19 protein-coding genes are annotated in these 18,490 nt (G+C 66.0%); 6 read left to right on the top strand and 13 right to left on the bottom strand.

Annotation, left to right across the window (positions count from 1 at the left end; translation table 11 throughout):
- Positions 1 to 39: 39 nt before the first annotated feature.
- The 11 genes from ndk to F618_RS0107955 all read right to left on the bottom strand — a co-directional run bounded on the left by ndk (position 40) and on the right by F618_RS0107955 (position 8,164).
- Positions 40 to 471, bottom strand: a complete 432-nt coding sequence (gene ndk / locus F618_RS0108005) for a nucleoside-diphosphate kinase (RefSeq protein ID WP_018145981.1) — start codon at positions 469 to 471, stop codon at positions 40 to 42.
- 367 nt (positions 472 to 838) lie between these two features.
- Positions 839 to 1,042 (bottom strand): Fe-S cluster assembly protein IscX, encoded by a 204-nt coding sequence (gene iscX / locus F618_RS0108000; RefSeq protein WP_018145982.1) that lies wholly within the window; start codon positions 1,040 to 1,042, stop codon positions 839 to 841.
- A 14-nt stretch (positions 1,043 to 1,056) separates the two neighbouring features.
- Entirely contained in the window at positions 1,057 to 1,395 is a 339-nt protein-coding gene (gene fdx / locus F618_RS0107995; RefSeq protein ID WP_018145983.1) for an ISC system 2Fe-2S type ferredoxin, read from the bottom strand.
- Positions 1,396 to 1,399: 4 nt separating this feature from the next.
- Entirely contained in the window at positions 1,400 to 3,283 is a 1,884-nt protein-coding gene (gene hscA, locus F618_RS0107990) for a Fe-S protein assembly chaperone HscA (RefSeq protein ID WP_019568249.1), read from the bottom strand.
- A 31-nt stretch (positions 3,284 to 3,314) separates the two neighbouring features.
- A complete protein-coding gene (hscB, locus tag F618_RS0107985; RefSeq protein ID WP_018145985.1) occupies positions 3,315 to 3,839 on the bottom strand; it encodes a Fe-S protein assembly co-chaperone HscB in 525 nt (174 codons plus the stop codon).
- Positions 3,840 to 3,944: 105 nt separating this feature from the next.
- Complete coding sequence (gene iscA, locus F618_RS0107980) at positions 3,945 to 4,268, bottom strand: iron-sulfur cluster assembly protein IscA (protein WP_018939093.1); 324 nt, start codon at positions 4,266 to 4,268, stop codon at positions 3,945 to 3,947.
- Between the two features lie 7 nt (positions 4,269 to 4,275).
- Positions 4,276 to 4,686, bottom strand: coding sequence for a Fe-S cluster assembly scaffold IscU (gene iscU, locus F618_RS0107975; RefSeq protein ID WP_018145987.1), 411 nt, complete (start codon positions 4,684 to 4,686; stop codon positions 4,276 to 4,278).
- 54 nt (positions 4,687 to 4,740) lie between these two features.
- Positions 4,741 to 5,964 (bottom strand): IscS subfamily cysteine desulfurase, encoded by a 1,224-nt coding sequence (locus tag F618_RS0107970; protein WP_019568248.1) that lies wholly within the window; start codon positions 5,962 to 5,964, stop codon positions 4,741 to 4,743.
- A 6-nt stretch (positions 5,965 to 5,970) separates the two neighbouring features.
- The gene (locus F618_RS0107965; protein WP_018145989.1) at positions 5,971 to 6,483 is read right to left on the bottom strand and encodes an Rrf2 family transcriptional regulator; all 513 of its coding nucleotides are present in this window, start codon (positions 6,481 to 6,483) and stop codon (positions 5,971 to 5,973) included.
- A gap of 58 nt (positions 6,484 to 6,541) precedes the next feature.
- Complete coding sequence (cysE, locus tag F618_RS0107960; RefSeq protein WP_019568247.1) at positions 6,542 to 7,369, bottom strand: serine O-acetyltransferase; 828 nt, start codon at positions 7,367 to 7,369, stop codon at positions 6,542 to 6,544.
- Between the two features lie 57 nt (positions 7,370 to 7,426).
- Positions 7,427 to 8,164 (bottom strand): RNA methyltransferase, encoded by a 738-nt coding sequence (locus tag F618_RS0107955; protein WP_019568246.1) that lies wholly within the window; start codon positions 8,162 to 8,164, stop codon positions 7,427 to 7,429.
- Positions 8,165 to 8,324: 160 nt separating this feature from the next.
- On the opposite strand from F618_RS0107955, the gene F618_RS0107950 reads away from it, so the two are divergent.
- Positions 8,325 to 9,143: an inositol monophosphatase family protein gene (locus F618_RS0107950; protein ID WP_018650325.1), complete on the top strand. Its 819-nt coding sequence runs from the start codon at positions 8,325 to 8,327 to the stop codon at positions 9,141 to 9,143.
- 29 nt (positions 9,144 to 9,172) lie between these two features.
- Here F618_RS0107950 and F618_RS0107945 read toward each other — a convergent pair whose 3' ends face one another.
- Positions 9,173 to 10,498, bottom strand: coding sequence for a DUF3422 family protein (locus F618_RS0107945; RefSeq protein WP_026331189.1), 1,326 nt, complete (start codon positions 10,496 to 10,498; stop codon positions 9,173 to 9,175).
- Positions 10,499 to 10,593: 95 nt separating this feature from the next.
- On the opposite strand from F618_RS0107945, the gene F618_RS0107940 reads away from it, so the two are divergent.
- Positions 10,594 to 11,715 carry an RNA-guided endonuclease TnpB family protein gene (locus F618_RS0107940; RefSeq protein WP_019563140.1) on the top strand — a complete coding sequence of 374 codons (1,122 nt, stop codon included), beginning with the start codon at positions 10,594 to 10,596 and terminating at the stop codon, positions 11,713 to 11,715.
- A gap of 321 nt (positions 11,716 to 12,036) precedes the next feature.
- Here the strand turns inward: F618_RS0107940 and F618_RS0107935 are convergent, their stop codons facing one another.
- Positions 12,037 to 13,926 (bottom strand): thioredoxin domain-containing protein, encoded by a 1,890-nt coding sequence (locus F618_RS0107935; RefSeq protein ID WP_026331188.1) that lies wholly within the window; start codon positions 13,924 to 13,926, stop codon positions 12,037 to 12,039.
- A gap of 130 nt (positions 13,927 to 14,056) precedes the next feature.
- On the opposite strand from F618_RS0107935, the gene F618_RS0107930 reads away from it, so the two are divergent.
- From F618_RS0107930 to F618_RS0107915, 4 genes are read left to right on the top strand one after another with little or no spacing between them, the layout of a single operon-like run.
- Positions 14,057 to 15,064 carry a MerR family transcriptional regulator gene (locus F618_RS0107930; RefSeq protein ID WP_019568243.1) on the top strand — a complete coding sequence of 336 codons (1,008 nt, stop codon included), beginning with the start codon at positions 14,057 to 14,059 and terminating at the stop codon, positions 15,062 to 15,064.
- A 45-nt stretch (positions 15,065 to 15,109) separates the two neighbouring features.
- A complete protein-coding gene (locus F618_RS0107925; RefSeq protein WP_026331187.1) occupies positions 15,110 to 16,657 on the top strand; it encodes a cryptochrome/photolyase family protein in 1,548 nt (515 codons plus the stop codon).
- Positions 16,657 to 18,063, top strand: coding sequence for a deoxyribodipyrimidine photo-lyase (locus F618_RS0107920; RefSeq protein WP_019568241.1), 1,407 nt, complete (start codon positions 16,657 to 16,659; stop codon positions 18,061 to 18,063). The genes F618_RS0107925 and F618_RS0107920 overlap by 1 nt, the downstream gene beginning before the upstream one ends.
- A 17-nt stretch (positions 18,064 to 18,080) precedes the next feature.
- On the top strand, positions 18,081 to 18,344 hold the full coding sequence (locus tag F618_RS0107915) for a hypothetical protein (RefSeq protein ID WP_018938726.1): 264 nt from the start codon (positions 18,081 to 18,083) through the stop codon (positions 18,342 to 18,344).
- Positions 18,345 to 18,490: the final 146 nt, after the last annotated feature.

Here is an 18,490-nt window from a genome sequence, read left to right as displayed (position 1 = left end):
TGCGCGGTGCAGCCGGGCCCCGCAGTGCCTGCGGAGCTCTTATCGGGTACGCGGGCAGACGCCGTCGTCACCGAAGAAGAACGCGATCTCGCGCTCGGCGGTTTCCGGGGCATCGGAGCCGTGCACGGCGTTCTCGTCGATGGAGACAGCGAAGTCGGCGCGGATGGTGCCCGGAGCCGCTTCCTTCGGGTTGGTCGCACCCATGATGTCGCGGTTCTTGGCAATGGCGTCCTCGCCTTCCAGGACCTGCACCAGCGCCGGGCCGGAGATCATGAACTCGACCAGATCGTTGAAGAACGGGCGTTCCTTGTGCACGTCGTAGAAGCCTTCGGCCTGCTCGCGGCTCAGGTGCATCATGCGCGCGCCAACGACCTTCAGGCCGGCCTTTTCGAAACGGCTGATGATGTCGCCGATGGCATTCTTGGCAACGGCGTCAGGCTTGATGATGGAAAGGGTGCGTTCAACGGCCATGGGGCGGCTCTCCTGGTACTTGGATTGAATATCGGTCGCTGGGCCCGGCTGCAAACGCGAGAACCCGCCGAACGGCGGGTTCCCAACGCAAAAAAGACGCGGACGCAACGTGCGGCGCGTAGTCTAGCGACCTGACGCCCCTGCAGCAACGTCACCGGCCTTGATTCACCACGAAGCGCACGCAGACATGCAGAAGGTCGAGGGACGGCACAGAAGCACAGGCCGGGATACCACTTCGCATCGGTGAGCTATCCTGGCATCGGGTAGACGTTTCAGCCCCTTGCCCGTCCCGGAGTCCTCTGTGCTCTCTGTGGCGAAAAAGGGTCTGGCCCTTCTTCGTGTGCTTCGCGGTCGATCCAAAAACCCGTCAGTCGTCGACGTCGGCCTCGTCCATCCAGGCAAGCTGGATCGCCTCGAGGACGCGTTCTCCCGAGCGCTCGGGGTCGTCGTCGAATTCCGGCAGGTTCATCACCCACTGGCGCAGATCCACGAAGTTGATATGGCGCGGATCGACGTCCGGGTGCTCATCGGCCAGCTGGATCGCAATTTCCTGGGTTTCAGTCCACTTCATCGCCTATCCCTCGCTCAGTGGTTCTCGGAGACCTGGTTAATGGTGTACTTCGGCAGTTCCACCACGAGATCGCGGTCGGCCACAACGGCCTGACAGGAAAGGCGCGAGTCCGGCTCCAGCCCCCAGGCCTTGTCGAGCATGTCTTCTTCGTCCTCGGTGGCCTCACCCAGGCTGTCGAGGCCTTCACGCACATAGACATGACAGGTCGTGCAGGCGCAGGACTTCTCGCAGGCGTGCTCGATCTCGATGCCGTTTTGCAGTGCAAGATCACAGATGCTGATGCCCGAAGGGGCCTCGAGGGAGGCGCCTTCGGGGCAGATTTCCTCGTGGGGTAGAAAGATTACCTGGGGCATGTTCTCAGTTCCCTGCGTCGTATTCGCTAACGTTGTGACCGGCGAGTGCCCGCCGGATGCTGTCATTCATTCGCCGCGCGACGAAGGCCTCGGAGGCCTGCTCGACGCGCTTGCGCGCGGCCTCGATCGCGTCCGGGTCGTCGCCCTTCTCGCGTTCGGCGCGCAGGGCATCGCGCGCCTGTTCTATGGTCTGGCGCTCCTCCGGCTCCAGGTAGCGATCACCATCGGTCTGCAGCGCGGCGTCGATCGCCTCCAGCACGCGGTCGGCCTCCACCTGTTCTTCGCGCAGGCGGCGGGCCTCCATATCCTCGCGCGCGGACGATGCCGAGTCGCGCAGCATCTGCTCGATCTCGGAATCGGTCAGCCCATAGCTCGGCTTGACCTCGATATGCGCCTCCACGCCCTGGGTCTGTTCGCGCGCGGTCACGTTCAACAACCCATCGGCATCCACCTGGAACGTCACCCGGATGCGCGCCGCGCCAGCGACCATCGGCGGGATGCCGGACAGGGTGAACTGGGCCAGCGAGCGGTTGGCGTCCACCACGTCGCGCTCGCCCTGCACCACATGCAGGGACATCGCCGTCTGGCCATCCTTGAAGGTGGTGAACTCCTGGGCCCGCGAGACCGGGATGGTGGTGTTGCGCGGGACGATGAACTCGACCAGTCCCCCCATCGTTTCCAGGCCCAGGGACAGCGGGATCACGTCCAGCAGCAGCAGTTCCGTATCCGGCTTGTTGCCGGCCAGGATGTCGGCCTGCTGCGCGGCGCCAATCGCCACGACGCGGTCCGGATCGATCCCGGCATGCGGGACCCGACCGAAAAACCCTTCCACCGCCTCGCGCACCGCAGGCATACGGGTGGAGCCACCCACCAGCACGACCTCGTCAATCGCACCCGTCTCCAGGCCGGCATCCTCGAGGACCTGCTGGCAGGCCTTCATGGTGCGATCCAGCAATGGACGAGCCAGCCCCACGAGGGTTTCGCGATGCAACGCGCCGGACCAGGTGGAGCCGTCCGCGCGTACAACCTCGACGGCAGTACTCGCGGCATCGGTCAGGGTCTCCTTCGCCTGGCGCGCGGCCAGCAACACCCGACGCAGACGCTGCGGGTCGTTCTCTCCGCCCATCCCGGCCTGGTTCAAGAGCCAGTCGGCGATGGTGCGGTCAATGTCATCGCCGCCCAGGGCCGAGTCGCCACCGGTCGCCAGCACCTCGAACACACCGCGGCGCAGCTGCAGTATGGAGATGTCGAAGGTCCCACCGCCCAGGTCGTAAACCGCGATGGTGCTCTCCTCGCCCTGATCCAGCCCGTAAGCCACCGCTGCGGCAGTCGGTTCACTGATCAGGCGAAAAACGTTCAGCCCCGCCAATTGCGCGGCATCGCGCGTGGCCTGGCGCTGGGCATCATCAAAGTACGCGGGCACGGTGATCACCACGCCCTCGAGTTCGTCGCCCAGGGTCGCTTCGGCCCGTTGGCGCAGGGTGTGAAGGATATCGGCGGACACCTCGACGGCGGTCTTGTCACCCGCGGCCGTCTCGATCCGCGGCACGCTGGACTCGCCGGTCTTGAGGCGGAACGGCAGCTCACCCGATAGGCGCGCGACATCCGCCGCGCCGCGTCCGATCAGGCGCTTAACCGAGGCGATGGTGTTGTGCGGATCATCCGCCGCGTGCTCCGCGGCCGCATACCCCACGCTCACCCCATCCGCGGCGTAGTGGACCACCGACGGCAGGATATGCCGGCCCTGCTCGTCCGGCAGGGTATCCGCCTCGCCACTACGCACCGTGGCGACCAGCGAATGGGTCGTGCCGAGGTCGATCCCGGCCGCGAGGTGGCGCTGATGCGGCGCGGACTCGGCTCCGGGTTCGGTGATCTGCAATAACGCCATCGGGTGTTCGGCTCCTTCACATGGCCGCGGATCAACCGCGCGCCAGGTTCTGTCGGGTTCGTTTCAATTCGTCCAGCAAGCGGTCGAAAAAGCGCAATTCCAGCACTCGGTCCTTGGCCTCGGGCGCCGGGGCCGCCGGGTCCTTCAGGGCATCCGCGACCTTTGCCCGTGCCTCGGCCCGGGCCTGCTCCAGCTCTTCGCCGGCGGCCTCCAGCGCGGCACCATCCCTGGCCGCCGCGGCCTCTTCCATGCGTTCGCGCCACTCGATCTGCGCCTCGATGAACTCGATGTTCTGGCTGGTATCGCGTTCCGGGTCGAACGCCACGCCCGTGCGCTCCAGCAGGTGCAGCGCACGGCGGTAGTCATCCCCTAGGATCGCGTAGGCCTCGTTCACGTCGGCCGCCACCGCCGCCGCCATGCGCCGGGCCTGGTCGCCCTGGCGCACGAAGCGGTCCGGATGCAACTCTGCCTGCAGGCGGCGAAAGCGCTCGTCCAGCTGTTGCCGGTCCACCTCGAAGGCGACCGGCAGATCGAACTGCTCGAATGGGTCGTTCATCAACTCTCGGCCTCAAGAAGCACTGGCGACGCACTGACAAAAGAAAAGGGGTGGGACGACGACCAGCAATCGGCCGCCATGCACCACCCCGGATGCGATCGTCAGTCAGATACTGAAGCTTTCACCACAGCCACATCGGGCCTTCTCGTTCGGATTATTGAACTTGAACCCTTCGTTCAGGCCTTCCTTGCCGAAATCCAGCTCGGTGCCATCGAGGTACACGAGGGACTTCGGATTCACCACCAGCTTCACGCCGCGATCCTCGAACACCGTATCGGTATCCTCGATATCGTCGGCAAACTCCACCACGTAGGCCATGCCGGAGCAGCCGGTCGTCCTGACAGCCAGCCGCACGCCCACGCCCTTGCCTCTCTTGTCGAGGAAGTTGTGGATCCTTTCGGCTGCGGGTTCGGTCACTGTAATCGACATAGCACCCTCAGGCAGACTTCTTCTCGGCTTCCGCGGCCTCGCCGTGGCGCTCCTGGTAGTTGGACACGGCCGCCTTGATTGCGTCCTCGGCCAGCACCGAGCAGTGGATCTTCACCGGCGGCAGCGCCAGTTCCTCGGCGATCTGGGTGTTCTTGATCTGGCTGGCTTCTTCCAGGGTCTTGCCACGCACCCATTCGGTGAGCAGCGAGCTGGAAGCGATCGCCGAACCGCAACCGTAGGTCTTGAACTTGGCGTCCTCGATGATGCCGTCGTCATTGACCTTGATCTGCAGCTTCATCACGTCGCCGCAGGCCGGGGCACCGACCATGCCGGTGCCGACCGTGTCGTCGTTCTTGTCGAAGCTGCCGACGTTGCGCGGATTTTCGTAGTGGTCCAGAACCTTGTCACTGTAAGCCATGACCGTTCTCCTGTTGCGTGTGTACGCGTTGCGTTAGTGGTGTCGAGCGGACCCCTAGTGGGCCGCCCACTCGACGGTGCTCAGATCGACGCCGTCCTGGTACATCTCCCACAGTGGCGAGAGTTCGCGCAGCTTGGCGACCGCGGCGCGCACAATCTTGACCGTGTGGTCGACCTCTTCCACCGTCGTATAGCGACCGATGGAAAAGCGGATGGAGCTGTGGGCCAGCTCGTCGTTGCGGCCCAGGGCACGCAGGACGTAGGACGGTTCCAGACTCGCCGAGGTACAGGCCGAGCCGGAGGACACGGCGATGTCGCGCAGCGCCATGATCAGGCTCTCGCCCTCGACGAAGTTGAAGGACACGTTCAGGTTGTGCGCCACGCGCTGTTCCTGATCGCCGTTCAGATAGACCTCTTCCATGCCGTCGAGACCCGTCCACAGACGGTCGCGCAGCATGCGGATGCGCTCCAGCTCGGGGCCCATCTCGGCACCGGCAAGCGCAAAGGCCTCACCCATGCCGACAATCTGGTGCGGTGCCAGCGTGCCGGAGCGCATGCCACGCTCGTGGCCGCCGCCGTGCATCTGCGCCTCGATCCGCACGCGCGGCTTGCGGCGCACGAACAGCGCGCCGATGCCCTTCGGACCGTAGGTCTTGTGCGCAGAGAAGCTCATCAGGTCCACCGGCAGGTTGGACAGGTCGACTGCGACCTTCCCGGTCGACTGGGCCGCGTCCACATGGAACACGATCCCGCGCTCACGGCAAAGGTTGCCGATCGCCTCGATGTCCTGGATGACGCCGATCTCGTTGTTCACGTGCATCACCGAGACCACGATGGTGTCGTCACGCATCGCGTCTTGCAGCTCCTGCAGGTCGATCAGGCCGTTTTCCTTCACACCCAGGTACGTGACCCCGAAGCCCTCGCGCTCCAGCTGACGCGTGGTGTCGAGCACGGCCTTGTGCTCGGTCTTCACGGTGATGATGTGCTTGCCCTTGCGCTGGTAGAAGTGCGCGGCACCCTTGATCGCCAGGTTATCGGCCTCGGTCGCACCGGAGGTCCAGATGATTTCCTTGGGATCGGCGCCCACCAGCTCGGCGACCTGGCCGCGAGCGTTCTCCACCGCCTTCTCCGCGCTCCAGCCAAAGCTGTGGCTGCGCGAGGCGGGATTGCCGAACAGGCCGTCCTTGGTCAGGCAGCCGGCCATCTTTTCGGCCACACGCTCGTCGACCGGCGTGGTCGAGGAATAATCGAGGTAGATCGGCAGTTTCAGGTCACTCATTGCGCGTTAGCTCCTTTCCGCGGCCGCTTTGGCGGTCGCATGGCTTTTTCCGGTCGAGGCTTGCAGAGGGGCGCCGTGCATCACGACCTCCTGCACGCCGTCTTTTTCCATTTGTTCCCGATGGCGCTGCAGTACATCCGCCAGCGAGCGGGTGCTGAGGAAGTCATAGACCTGCTGACTCAGATCGGTCCACAGGTCGTGCGTCAGGCAGCGCGAATCCGAATTGCAGTTGGCCTTGCCGCCGCAGCGGGTGACGTCCACCGGCTCGTCCACCGCCACCACGATATCGGCCACGCTGATCCCCTCCGGTTCACGGCTGAGGGCATAGCCCCCGCCCGGCCCGCGACTGCTGTTCACCAGCCCCTTGCGGCGCAGCCTGGAAAAAAGCTGCTCCAGATAGGACAGCGAAAGCTTCTGCCGCCGCGCCACTTCGGCCAGGGATACCGGCCCGTTGCGGGTGTGCATCGCCACATCGAGCATGGCGGTGACGGCGTACCGGCCTTTGGTCGTCAGTTTCATGGTTGAGTGCACTTGTCAGTCATTTGCCGGCAAGCTTAGCAATACCCGAGCAAAACGATCAAGTATTCCCTTGCTGTTTACGTTCTTGTTGGGGCGCCACGTTCGGCGGAACCTCGCACTCGTCCGGCTCCAGACCTTCCAGATCGCAGGCCTCCAGCGGGCCCGAATCGTCCTCGCCCAGGGCCTCGCCCGGATCGATACCGGCGCGCTTGAGCGCCTGGCAGGCCCGTTCCATGCGCTCGTCCAGGTCGTGTACGCGCTGCACGATGCGGTGGATCGCGTTGGCCACCGGATCCGGCATGTCCCGCGAGAGGCCGTAGGCATCGAAGCCCATGCGGTCCGCCATCTGCTGGAAGCGCGGATCGGGCTCGGGCCGCGGGCCGAGCACCCGGGCGGGGATGCCGACCGCGGTCGCCTCCGCCGGAACATCCTTCAGCACCACTGCGTTGGAGCCGATGCGCGCGTGGTCGCCCACATGGATCGGGCCCAGCAATTTGGCACCCGCACCGATCACCACCTCGTTGCCAAGCGTCGGGTGGCGCTTGCCGCCTTCCCAGGTGGTGCCGCCCAGGGTCACCTGGTGGTAGATCGTGCAGTCGTCGCCGACCTCGGCGGTCTCGCCGATCACCACCCCCATGCCATGATCGATAAAGAACCGTCGGCCGAGGGTCGCCCCCGGATGGATCTCGATGCCGGTCACCCAGCGGCTGAAGTTCGCGATCACGCGCCCCAGCCAGCGCATCCGGTGGTTCCACAACCAGTGCGCGAGGCGGTGATACCACAGCGCATGCAGGCCGGGGTATGCGGTCAGCACCTCGAAGGCGTTGCGTGCCGCCGGATCACGGTCAAACACGCAGCGAATGTCCTCGCGCATCCTGTCAAACATGGGCCGGCCTCAATTCCCGAGTCATCCGCTAGGTTATCACGCCGGTTTCCGGCGCCCTCAGCGGCCCTTTTCCGTGTGCGTCAATATACCGCGCAGCATGCGCACCTCGCTGCCGGTCAGTCCGGCGCGCATATAGAGGTGCCGCAAGCGCCGCATCAGATTGCGCGGATTGTCCGGGTCGAGCACCTCGATGGTCGTCAGGGCCTGCTCGAAATGACGGAACAGACCCTCCATCTCGTCTTGGGTCGCGAGCGGGTCGCGTGCCTCCCCTGCCGCACTCGCCTGCCCGGGATCCATTCCGGTCAGGGCCGCCATGCGGAGCGCGTAGGTCATTACCTGCACGCTGCCGGCCAGGTTCAGGGAGCTGAAATCCGGCACCGTCGGGATCTGCACAAACGCGTTGCAATAATCCAGCTCGGTGTTGGTCAGACCACTGTGTTCACGTCCGAAAACCAGGGCCACCGGTCCCAGGGCCGCGTTCTCCAGCGCCTGCCCGGCCGCCACGTCCGGGCCCAGCACCGGTACCGAGTGGGTGCGCAGCCGGGCACTGGTACCCACCACCCACACGCAGTCGGAGACCGCGGCGGCCACGTCTTCGACCACGCGCGCCCGCGCCAGCAGGTCATCCGCCCCGGACGCCAGCGCCGTGGCATCGGCATGCGGAAACCGCTCCGGCGCCACCAGCACCAGATCCGTCACTCCCATGGCCTTCATCGCACGTGCGGCGGACCCAATGTTGCCCGGATGCGTCGTACCCACCAGCACGACGCGCACCCGGTTCAGGCGTTCTTCCATTCGTGGAGTCTCCGTTGCCATGCCCGCATCAAAGCTCGCGGATTGTACACAGGGGGGCTCTCGACTTCCCAAAAAAGAGCGGCTTGTGTATTGTTCGCGGCCTTCCCGCGGCGCGTGCGCGCGCCCGCCGGACACCCCGAAGAACACCAGGAGACACCCCATGCACCCCATGCTGAACACGGCGGTATCGGCGGCCCGCGAGGCCGGACGCATCACCACCCGCGCCTGGGGCCGGCCGGATCGCATGAACACCCGCGAAAAGGCCCGTAACGACTGGGTGTCGGATGTCGACCTGTCCGCCGAACAGGCCATCGTGCACACCCTGCGCCGCGCCTATCCCGACCACTCGATCATGGCCGAGGAAGGCGGTGAACAAAGCGGCAGCGGCAGCGATGCCGACTTCGTCTGGATCATCGATCCGCTGGACGGCACCACCAACTACCTGCGCGAGATCCCGCAGTACGGCATCTCCATCGCCCTGAAGCACAAGGGCCGACTGGAGCAGGCGGTGGTCTACGACCCGCTGAAGGAAGAGCTGTTTACCGCCACGCGCGGCGCCGGCGCCTTCCTCAACAGTCGCCGTATCCGCGTCTCCGAACGCAAGGACCTGAACGGCGCGCTGCTGGGCACCGGCATCCCGTTCCGCGAGGGCCAGGACCTGGAGCGCTACCTGAGCAGCCTGCGCCACCTGATCCCGGGCACCGCCGGCATCCGCCGGCCCGGGTCCGCCGCACTGGACCTGGCCTGGGTCGCCTGCGGGCGCTTTGACGGCTTCTGGGAAATGGGCCTGCAGCCCTGGGACATGGCCGCGGGCCTGCTCCTCGTGCAGGAAGCCGGCGGCGTGGTCAGCGACTGGCAGGGCAACCCGGACGTGATGCGCCGCGGCGACGTCGTCGCCGGCAACCCGAAGGTCCTCAAGGCCATGCTCCAGCGCCTGCACAAGGCCGAAAAGGACACCACCGCCCGCTCTGACGCCTGAAGGGCCCGCGCCCCACCGGGTGCCGGGGGTCAGGCCCCGCGCCCGGCCTTCCGCTCGATTCGCGCGCGCATCCGCCTCAGGGAAAACCACACCCCGGCGACCACCACCGGCACCGTCATCCCGATGGCAATGTTCACCGGCAGCGGCAACGCGACCGCCGCGTCCACCCCGCGTAACAGGTAGGCCACCAGGCTGGTCAGGTAGTAGCTGATCACCACCACCGAAAGCCCCTCCACTGTCCGCTGCAGGCGCAACTGCAGGTCGGCGCGCCGGTTCATCGAGCTCAGCAGGTCGCGGTTCTGCCGTTCCAGCGCCACGTCCACCCGGGTGCGCAACAGCGATCCGGTGCGGTGGATGCGCGTGGACAGTACCTCCAGCCGTTCCGCCTGCGACGCGCAAGTACCCATGGCCGGAGCCATGCGCCAGCTTAAATATTCACACAGGGTCTGCAGCCCCGGCATGCGCTTGGTCCTCAGTTCCTCAGCGCCTCTGTCCACCAGCGAGGCATAGGCGCGGGATGCGTGGAAGCGGCTGCCGGCATAGCTGCTCAGGCGCTCGACGTCGGATGCAAGGTCGGAGAGCACCGCCAGCAACTGCTGCTCGCGATCCGATGCGGCGAACTGCTCGGTGATCCCCGCCATCTCGTCATTGATGTCGTTCAGCCGACCCTCGAGTTCGTCGAGTTCCGGCATCAACTCGCGGACCAGCGGGAGCGCCAGCAGGGCCAGCAACCGGTAGGTCTCCAGCTCGAACAGGCGCTGGGCGATACGCCCGGCCTCACGCCGGTTGAGATCGACATCGCGGACCAGGAAGCGGGAGAAACCGTCGTCGTGGACCCGAAAATCGGTCCACACCAGGCCATCCCCGCCAGCAACGCCGCTGCCGACGATGGGGTGCGGAGCGAATACGGCTTCCAGCTGCTCGAAGGACCGCTCCGGCATGTCACGCGACTCCAGCGCCAGATGGATCGCGGCGAGGGTGCTCCCTGGCAGCTCGCCCAGCCAGTCGGCCGGCACGCGGTTGATCGCCGGGTTGGCGAACGGGTCGCTGAAGGCTTCTCCGGTCACGAAGAATGACCAGGTGGAGAACTCGTTGTGGCGTTCCCAGCGCAAGCGAAACGGCCCCAGATCGCAGGCGAAGAAGTTCTTCTCCGGGGGCGGTTCCTCTCTGCCGAAACTACGGCAGAGCTCGGCGACCAGTTCGCGTTCACGATCGATGGAGTCGCGCGGCGACAAAAGCGCCAGCCACGAGGCCCTGGCAGGTGCGTCCAGCGGCTCGTAGAAGCGCGCGTGGACCTCGTCGTGAATCGCCTCCCGCAAGGGGTGGCTCGGGGGCAGAGACGGGCTCTCGTTCATCGATTTTCCCAGGGCGGAGACCTCGGCGTTCAGGCCGAGGAGGAAGCGCGCCCTTTGTGTTTAAAGTTTACAGATAAATTGATAAAATGTAAGCCATGGTGAAGCGCGCCTACAAGTATCGTTTCTATCCAACGCCGGAGCAGGAAGTGCTTCTGGCGCGGACGTTCGGTTGTGTGCGCCTGGTCTACAACACCGTGCTGCGCTACCGCACGGATGCGTTCTTTGAGCGCCAGAAGAAGATGGGCTACACCGAGGCCAGCGCCTACCTGACCGCGATGAAAAAGGTCGAGGAAACGAACTTCCTTAACGAGGTCAGTTCGGTGCCGCTTCAGCAGTGCCTCCGGCATCAGCAGGCCGCGTTCAAAAACTTCTTCGCGGGCCGTGCCCGGTACCCGAATTTCAAGCGCAAGCGGGGTCGGCAATCGGCCGAATTCACCCGTTCGGCATTTCAGTATCGGGAGGGGCAACTGTTCCTGGCCAAGTGCCGGGAGCCCTTGAACATCCGGTGGAGTCGGGCGCTTCCCTCCGAACCCACCAGCATCAACATCTCCATGGACTCGGCCGGCCGCTACTTCGTGAGCTGCCTGTGCGAGTTCGACCCCGAGAAGCCGCCCGTCACCCCGAAGATGGTGGGCATCGATCTCGGACTGAAGGACCTGTTCGTCACCAGCGACGGGCATCGAACCGGCAATCCCCGCCATACGGCAAAATACGCCGCCCGACTGGCCTTGGCGCAACGACGACTGAGCCGCAAGAAACTCGGCTCCAGCAACCGTGCCAAAGCCCGAAAGAAGGTGGCTCGACTTCACGCCAAAATCTCCGATTGCCGGATGGACCGCTTGCACAAGCAGTCCCGCCAGATCGTCAACGATAACCAAGTAATCTGCGTCGAATCCCTGAAGGTGAAGAACATGCTGCGCAACCCGCACCTGGCGAAGGCCATCAGTGATGCGGGCTGGGGCGAGTTCGTCCGACAACTGGCGTACAAAGCCGAATGGGCCGGGCGGCAACTGGTCGCCATCGACCAGTGGTACCCGTCGAGCAAACGGTGTTCGCACTGCGGCCATGTGGTCGACGCACTACCGCTGTCCGTTCGCACCTGGACCTGCCCCGAATGCCGCACCGAACACGACCGCGACGTGAACGCTGCGGTCAATATCAAAGCCGCCGGGCTGGCGGTGCTCGCCCTTGGAGAGAATGTCAGTCCTGTGTCGTGATTGCGGCATGGGCAGTTCTTGATGAATTGGGAATCTCTCGTCCTTCAGGGCAGAGAGCAGTCAACGCGGATTCAGCCTGTAGACGGTTGCCAGCAGCCCGGACAGGCCACGCTCGCGGAAGTGGGCATGCACCCCAAGGGCATCCTGCTGGCCCGGGCGCCGCGCCGACCAGGCCTCACCTTACGGAGACGCTGATCAATTCGCCGGGCGAGTCGTCCGTAGTGTATCCGCATGCACGGCCAGGATGGCCTTCGGATGCACAGCGTAGTTCGCGCCGACCTGCGGCGGCAACGCGAACAACCCCGATTCAGACGGCACCCGTTAGTCGCGTTCCTGCAGCCAAAGGATCAGGCGGGCATGCTGCTCCGGGTCGGCATCGATCGCGCGGCCCGGGCGCAGGTCGTAGTCCGCGAAGGCGGCATCCACCGTCTCGCTGTCCTCGGCCCATTCCTCGCTGAGACGGAAGATCAGGGTCGTCGGGGACGGCCGGTGCACCGCCGGGTGGAAACGCTGAGAGATCATCCCCGGCAGCGGCGGCTCCGGCTCCGAACGGAAGCCGTCACCATCGCGGAAGCGCTCCCAGGCCGCCTCCAGCAGTGCCAGGGCCGGGCCATGTTCACCCTCGCCGGTTGCCGCTTCCCAGTCGCGCAGGCCGCGCGCGACGTAGGCGTAATCGTTGAGCGTAGCGGTGCCCGCCTGCTCGGCGGGCAGCCCCATCAGCGCCGGCAGCTCCGCCGGGTCGGCGGCGACCTCCAGCAACCAGGCTTGAACCGCCGCGCCCGCGTCAAGGAAGCGTGCATCGTGCGCAGACGCCTCCGCCAGGGCGGACAGCAGCAGCCCGTGCGCCCCGGTCAGCACCTTCTCGTCACGCGGCAGGCCGCGCGCCTCGCGCGCCTGGATCAGGGCCTCGCGGCCGGACTCCACCTGCTCGCGAACCTCGTCCCCTGCCAGGTCGAAACGCTCCGCAAGCTGCTCGATCCCCGCGCCACTGCGCGGCAGGTAGCCAAGATCAAAGACCGAGCTGCCCTCCATGCCGAACCAGGCACGCACCAACTCCGGGTACTCGTGGTCCGCGAGTGCGGCTTCCAGATCTTCTTCCGGCCACAGGTAGGCCCCGCCCTCGCGGCCCTGATCGTCCACGGCCGACAGGCTGGAGGCAAACCCGCGGAAACCGCCCTCCGCAGCCTCCGCCTGGTCACCCGTCTCGTCCTCGCGCAGGGCCATGTCCCGCTTGACGAAATCGAGGTTCTCGAGCCCCAGATCAACCCAGTCCTCGCGGCCGAAATATTCACCGGCACGCAGATAAACCAGTGCGAGCTGTGCCTGATCCTCCAGCATTACCTCGAAGTGAGGCTCGTTCCAGTCCGGTGATTCGGAGTAGCGGAAGAAGCCGCCCCCCAGCACGTCACGCAGACCGGAGTGGGCCATCTCGTCCAGGGTGATCTCGAGAAACTCCACAACCCAGCCTGGGGCCGTGCCGGCCTGCTCGGCCTCCAGCATCGCGTGCAGGTAGGGCGAATGGGGGAACTTGGTGGAACTACCGAAACCACCCTGAAGGTCGTCGGCCTCGCGCTCCAGGCGGCTCCACAGGACCTGCGGCAGTCGGCCCGCGCGGCCCTCGGAAAGCGGTTCCTCTCCCTTGCGCAGTTGCTGGGTGAGCTCCTCGCTCCCACGCCGGGCGAGATCCACCAGTCGGTCGTAATCCGACTCCAGGCGCTGGGTGATGCCATCGAGGAATTCGGCGAACTGGTCACGCGGGGCATACACCACGCCCGTCAGGGCATGACCGTCGGGGGTCACCACCACATTGAGCGGCCAACCTGCACTACCGGCCGTTGCACGCTGGAACTCCAGCAGATAGCTGTCCAGCGCCCCATTGACCTCGCGATCCACCTTCACCGGAATGAAGTTCGTGTTCATCCGTTCGGCAATACCGTCGTCCTTGAAGCTCTCCTCCTGCATCACGTGACAGTAGAAGCAGGAGTAGTAGCCACTGGAGATCAGCAGCGGGCGTTGTTCTTCCCTGGCCTTTTCCAGCAACGCCGGATCCCAGGCGCGCCACTCAACCGGGTCGTCCACATGCAGACGCAGGTACGGTGACACACTGTCGGCCATCTCCGGATTGGCTTGAACCGCACCGGGTGCAGCCAGTGCCACAAGCAACAACGGGACATACATCCCGATCCAGCGGTTTCCGACGGTTGCATACATGCGGGTCTCCAGCAGCATCTAGAAAAGGTTGCTACCCTTTTGGGACGCGCAGACAGGGAAGGTTCATTCCCTTTCCCGGAATCACGCGGATCGCATCGTGCATCACCCCCCTTGTACATGCGATGTACAAATGTCGTACAATTATTTCATGGCGAGCGCGACGCACATCGAACTTCAAGACGAAGAAGGGTTGTACCCGATCCGCCACGTGTGCGCGGAGACGGGGATCAACGACGTCACCCTGAGAGCCTGGGAGCGCCGCTACGGGCTGATCCGGCCGATGCGCACCCCCAAGGGTCACAGGCTCTACAGCCTGAGTGACATCGCCCGCATCAAACGGATCATGGAACTGCTCGAACAGGGCATCCCGGTCTCGCAGGTCCATCGCGTACTGAATGACGAGTCCGCACACGGCACCGCCAGGGCCGAATCACCCGAAGCCGATGGCACCCGGCCCCAGGCCGCCAGCGAACGCCGCGCCAGCCCCGGCCCCGGGATCGCCCCCCACACCATGGATCCGATCGCCGAGGCTCTGTATGCCTCGGTGGCCAACCTGGATGCCGACGAGCTGGATCGAATCTACACCCGGCTGGTCATGCGGCACGGCTGGGACGGCGTACATGAAAGCGCCTTTCTGGAGGTCTATCGCCGCCTGCGCGAGGAATCCCGCCACAGTGCCGAAGGCGAGGTTCGCCTGGCCATCTTCGCCGCCTGGGCCACCGCCGCCTTCGCCGATCAGTTGCGCTCGGCCACACGGGCCTGCGACGAGCCGTCCTACCCCTGCCTGGTGCTGGGCGGCGGCCACCAGCAGGTTGGCGGCATGCTGCTGCAGCTCGCCTGCGCACGCCGCGGCATGAAGACCCTGCCCCTGTTCGATGCCACCAGTCCCGAGGGCCTCGATACGCTGATCCGTCGCCTGCGCGCGCCGGCAATGATCATCCATGGCTCCTCGCAGCTGATGCGCAGCCCCGAGCTTCCGCGGGTGGAGGCGATCCTCAAGCAGGCCGGCCCGCCCTGCTATCTCGCCGGCTCGGCCGCCCTCGAGCTGTCGCAGATGGAACACGGTCGCGAGATCGAGGTCCTGCCCGGACCTCCGCTGGAGGCCGCCGCTCGCCTCTCGCGCCACCTGCCCGAATAACCCCGCTCCACCCGCGCCGGCCCCGTGCCCGATTCCGCCTCGCCCGTGGCCGTGCGCACCCTTCTGGTCGTGCTCGGCGACCAGCTGGCCCCGGACCACCCCGGTCTGCAGGGACTGGACCCGACGCAGGATCACCTCTGGATGGCCGAAGTGGCCGAAGAATCCCGACATGCCCCGTCGCATATCGCGCGGACCGCGCTGTTCCTGTCGGCGATGCGTCACTTCGCCAAGGGACGCCGGGATGACGGCTTTTCCGTCCATTATCGCCACCTCGGCGAACACCCCGAGCAGACCCTGAACGACGCCCTGCGCGCCGACCTCGAACAACTCCAACCGCAAAACGTGCGCGTATTGCAGCCGGGCGAACACCGCGTGCTGCGCCAGCTGCAGGCCGCCTGCGCCGACCAGGCGATCCCGTTCGAGGTCCTGGATGATCCGCACTTCCTGGTCCCGCTGGACGCTTTTCGAAAATGGACCAAGGGCCGCAGGCAATTGCGCATGGAGTACTTCTACCGCGAGCAGCGCACAGCCCTGGGCGTGCTGATGAACGGCGACGAGCCCGCCGGTGGACAGTGGAATTTCGACGCCGACAACCGCGGGCATTTCGGGCGTGACGGCCCCGGCCTGCTGCCACCACCCCTTTCCTTTCCGCCGGACGCGCTCACCCGCGAGTGCCTGGACGACATCGCCCGGCATCTCCCGGACCTGCCAGGACAGGCCGACGACTTCGACTGGCCAGTCACCGCGCAGCATGCACAACAGGCGCTGGACGACTTCATCCAGCACCGCCTGCCCGCCTTCGGCGCCTACCAGGATGCGATGTGGACTGACCAGCCCTGGCTCTACCACGCCCGCCTGTCCACCGCCCTCAACCTGCACCTGATCCATCCACGCACGGTGATCGACGCCGCGGAACAGGCCTGGCGCGATGGCCATGCCCCGCTGGCCGCGGTCGAGGGCTTCATCCGCCAGATTCTCGGCTGGCGCGAATACGTGCGCGGGCTGTACTTCCATTTTGGCGAGGCCTGGCACGAGTGGAACGCGCTGGAGGCCGAGCAGCCGCTCCCCGCCCTCTACTGGGACGCCGACACCTCCATGCAGTGCCTGCACCAGACCGTCGGCCAGACCCTGCAACTGGGCTACGCCCACCACATCCAGCGGCTAATGGTCACCGGTTTGTTCGCCCAGCTGCTTGGCGTGCGGCCTGCCGCGATTCATGCCTGGTACCTGGGCATCTACGTCGATGCCGTGGAATGGGTGGAGCTCCCCAACGTGGTCGGCATGTCGCAATACGCCGACGATGGCCGCATGGCCTCCAAGCCCTACGTGGCCACCGGGCGCTACATCCAGCGCATGAGCAACTACTGCGCGCACTGCCCGTTCGACCCGGCCGAGGCCCTGGGCGACAAGGCCTGTCCGTTCACCACCCTGTACTGGGACTTCCTCGACCGCCACCGCGACCGCTTCGCCCGCCACCCGCGCACCGCGCTGCAGTGGAAACACGTCGAAAAGATGGACCCCGACCGCCTGCAAGCCATCCGCGACCGGGCCGGAGAACTCCGCAAGACTCTCGCCCAGGGAGACCGCATCTGATGCAAAGCCCCGGCCCCACCCTCGTCTGGCTGCGCCGCGACCTGCGCCTGGCCGACCAGCCCGCGCTGCAGGCCGCCTGCGAACGCGGCGGCCCGGTGATCCCGGTGTTCATCCATGCCCCGGAGGAAGAGGCCCCATGGCAGCCAGGTGCCGCATCCAACTGGTGGCTGCACCACAGCATCAACGCGCTGGACCACGACCTGCGTGCGCAGGGCTCGCGCCTGATCCTGCGCGCCGGTCCCAGCCTCGACACCCTGCGGGCCCTGATCCGCGAGACCGGCGCCACCGCCGTCTACTGGAACCGGCTGTACGATCCCGCCATCGTCCTGCGCGATCCGGACATCAAGGCCGGGCTGCGCGCCGACGGCATCGAAGTACACAGCTTCAATGCCCACCTGCTGATCGAGCCCTGGGAGGTCGCGACCGGCCAGGGCCGCCCCTACAAGGTCTTCAGCCCGTTCTGGAAGGCCTGCCTGCAACGCGGCATCGACCGCGACCCGCTGCCCGCACCCGCCGAGCTCCCGCGACCCGAGGCCTGGCCCGACTCGCTCAATCCCGAACAGCTGGGGCTCCTGCCCGCGATCGACTGGGCCGGCAGCCTGCGCGCCACCTGGACCCCGGGCGAGGCCACGGCCCGTGAGCGCCTGGAAGCATTCCTCGACAACGCCGTGCGCGCCTACGCCGAGGGCCGCGACCGCCCGGATCAGGACGGGACCTCGCGCCTGTCGCCGCATCTGCACTTCGGCGAGATGTCGCCGCGCCAGATCCTGCGCGCCCTGCGCCAGGCCGGCCTGCACCCGGACAGCGGCGGCCCCGAGGCCTTCGTGCGCGAACTCGGCTGGCGCGACTTCGCCCATCACGTCCTCTACCACTTCCCGCACACCCCGGAGCAACCGCTCAACCCACGCTTCGAGACCTTCCCCTGGCGCCAAGCCGATCGCGACCTGCGGGCCTGGCAGCGCGGCGAGACCGGGATTCCGATCATCGACGCCGCGATGCAGCAGTTGTGGGAGACCGGCTGGATGCACAACCGCCTACGCATGGTGGTCGCATCCTTCCTGACCAAGAACCTGCGCCTGCACTGGCAGCACGGGGCCCACTGGTTCTGGGACACGCTGGTGGACGCCGATCTCGCCGCGAACACCCTGGGCTGGCAATGGGCCGGCGGCTGCGGTGCCGATGCCGCGCCCTACTTCCGCGTCTTCAACCCGCAAACCCAGGGCGAACGCCACGACCCCGACGGCACCTTCGTGCGCCGCTTCGTGCCCGTGCTCAAGGATGTCGAAACGCGGTATATTCACGCGCCAGGCGCCGGCGGTGCGCGCGGCTATCCGGCCCCGATCGTGGACCTGAAAGCCAGCCGCCAGGCCGCACTCGAGGCCTTCGAGGCCGTAAAAAACCACTGACCCAGACAGGCCCAACCATGACCTTTTCCGAACAGAATCTGTACTACCCGAAGAATGTCAGCTACAACTTCAGCCGCTACGACGAGACCAGTCCCGTGCGTGTAACCCACGACGGCAAGCGCTTTGTTGGCCAGTTGCTGAACTGCGTGGCCCCCTTCCGCATCCGTGTCACCGAGGAAATCACGGGCCCGGGCGCCTCGCGCTTTACCCCGGTCCGAGAAATCGAGATCCAGAGCCTCGACGGCGTGGAGTACCTCCACAAGGGCCACCACGGCCACTGAGCAGCACGCAAAGGCCGGACCGCTTTCCCGATCCGGCCTTTCATTACCCCCTGACGTTCGCACCCGGAACCCTGCATCGCAGAACCGGCGCAAACACCGATGCGTGTCATTCATGCAGTGTTGCCCTGGCCTGCTACCCTTGAGAC

The organism is Thioalkalivibrio sp. ALMg13-2, from assembly GCF_000381185.1.
GTDB lineage: Bacteria > Pseudomonadota > Gammaproteobacteria > Ectothiorhodospirales > Ectothiorhodospiraceae > Thioalkalivibrio > Thioalkalivibrio versutus.
This window is presented reverse-complemented; position numbering and strand designations above follow the sequence as displayed.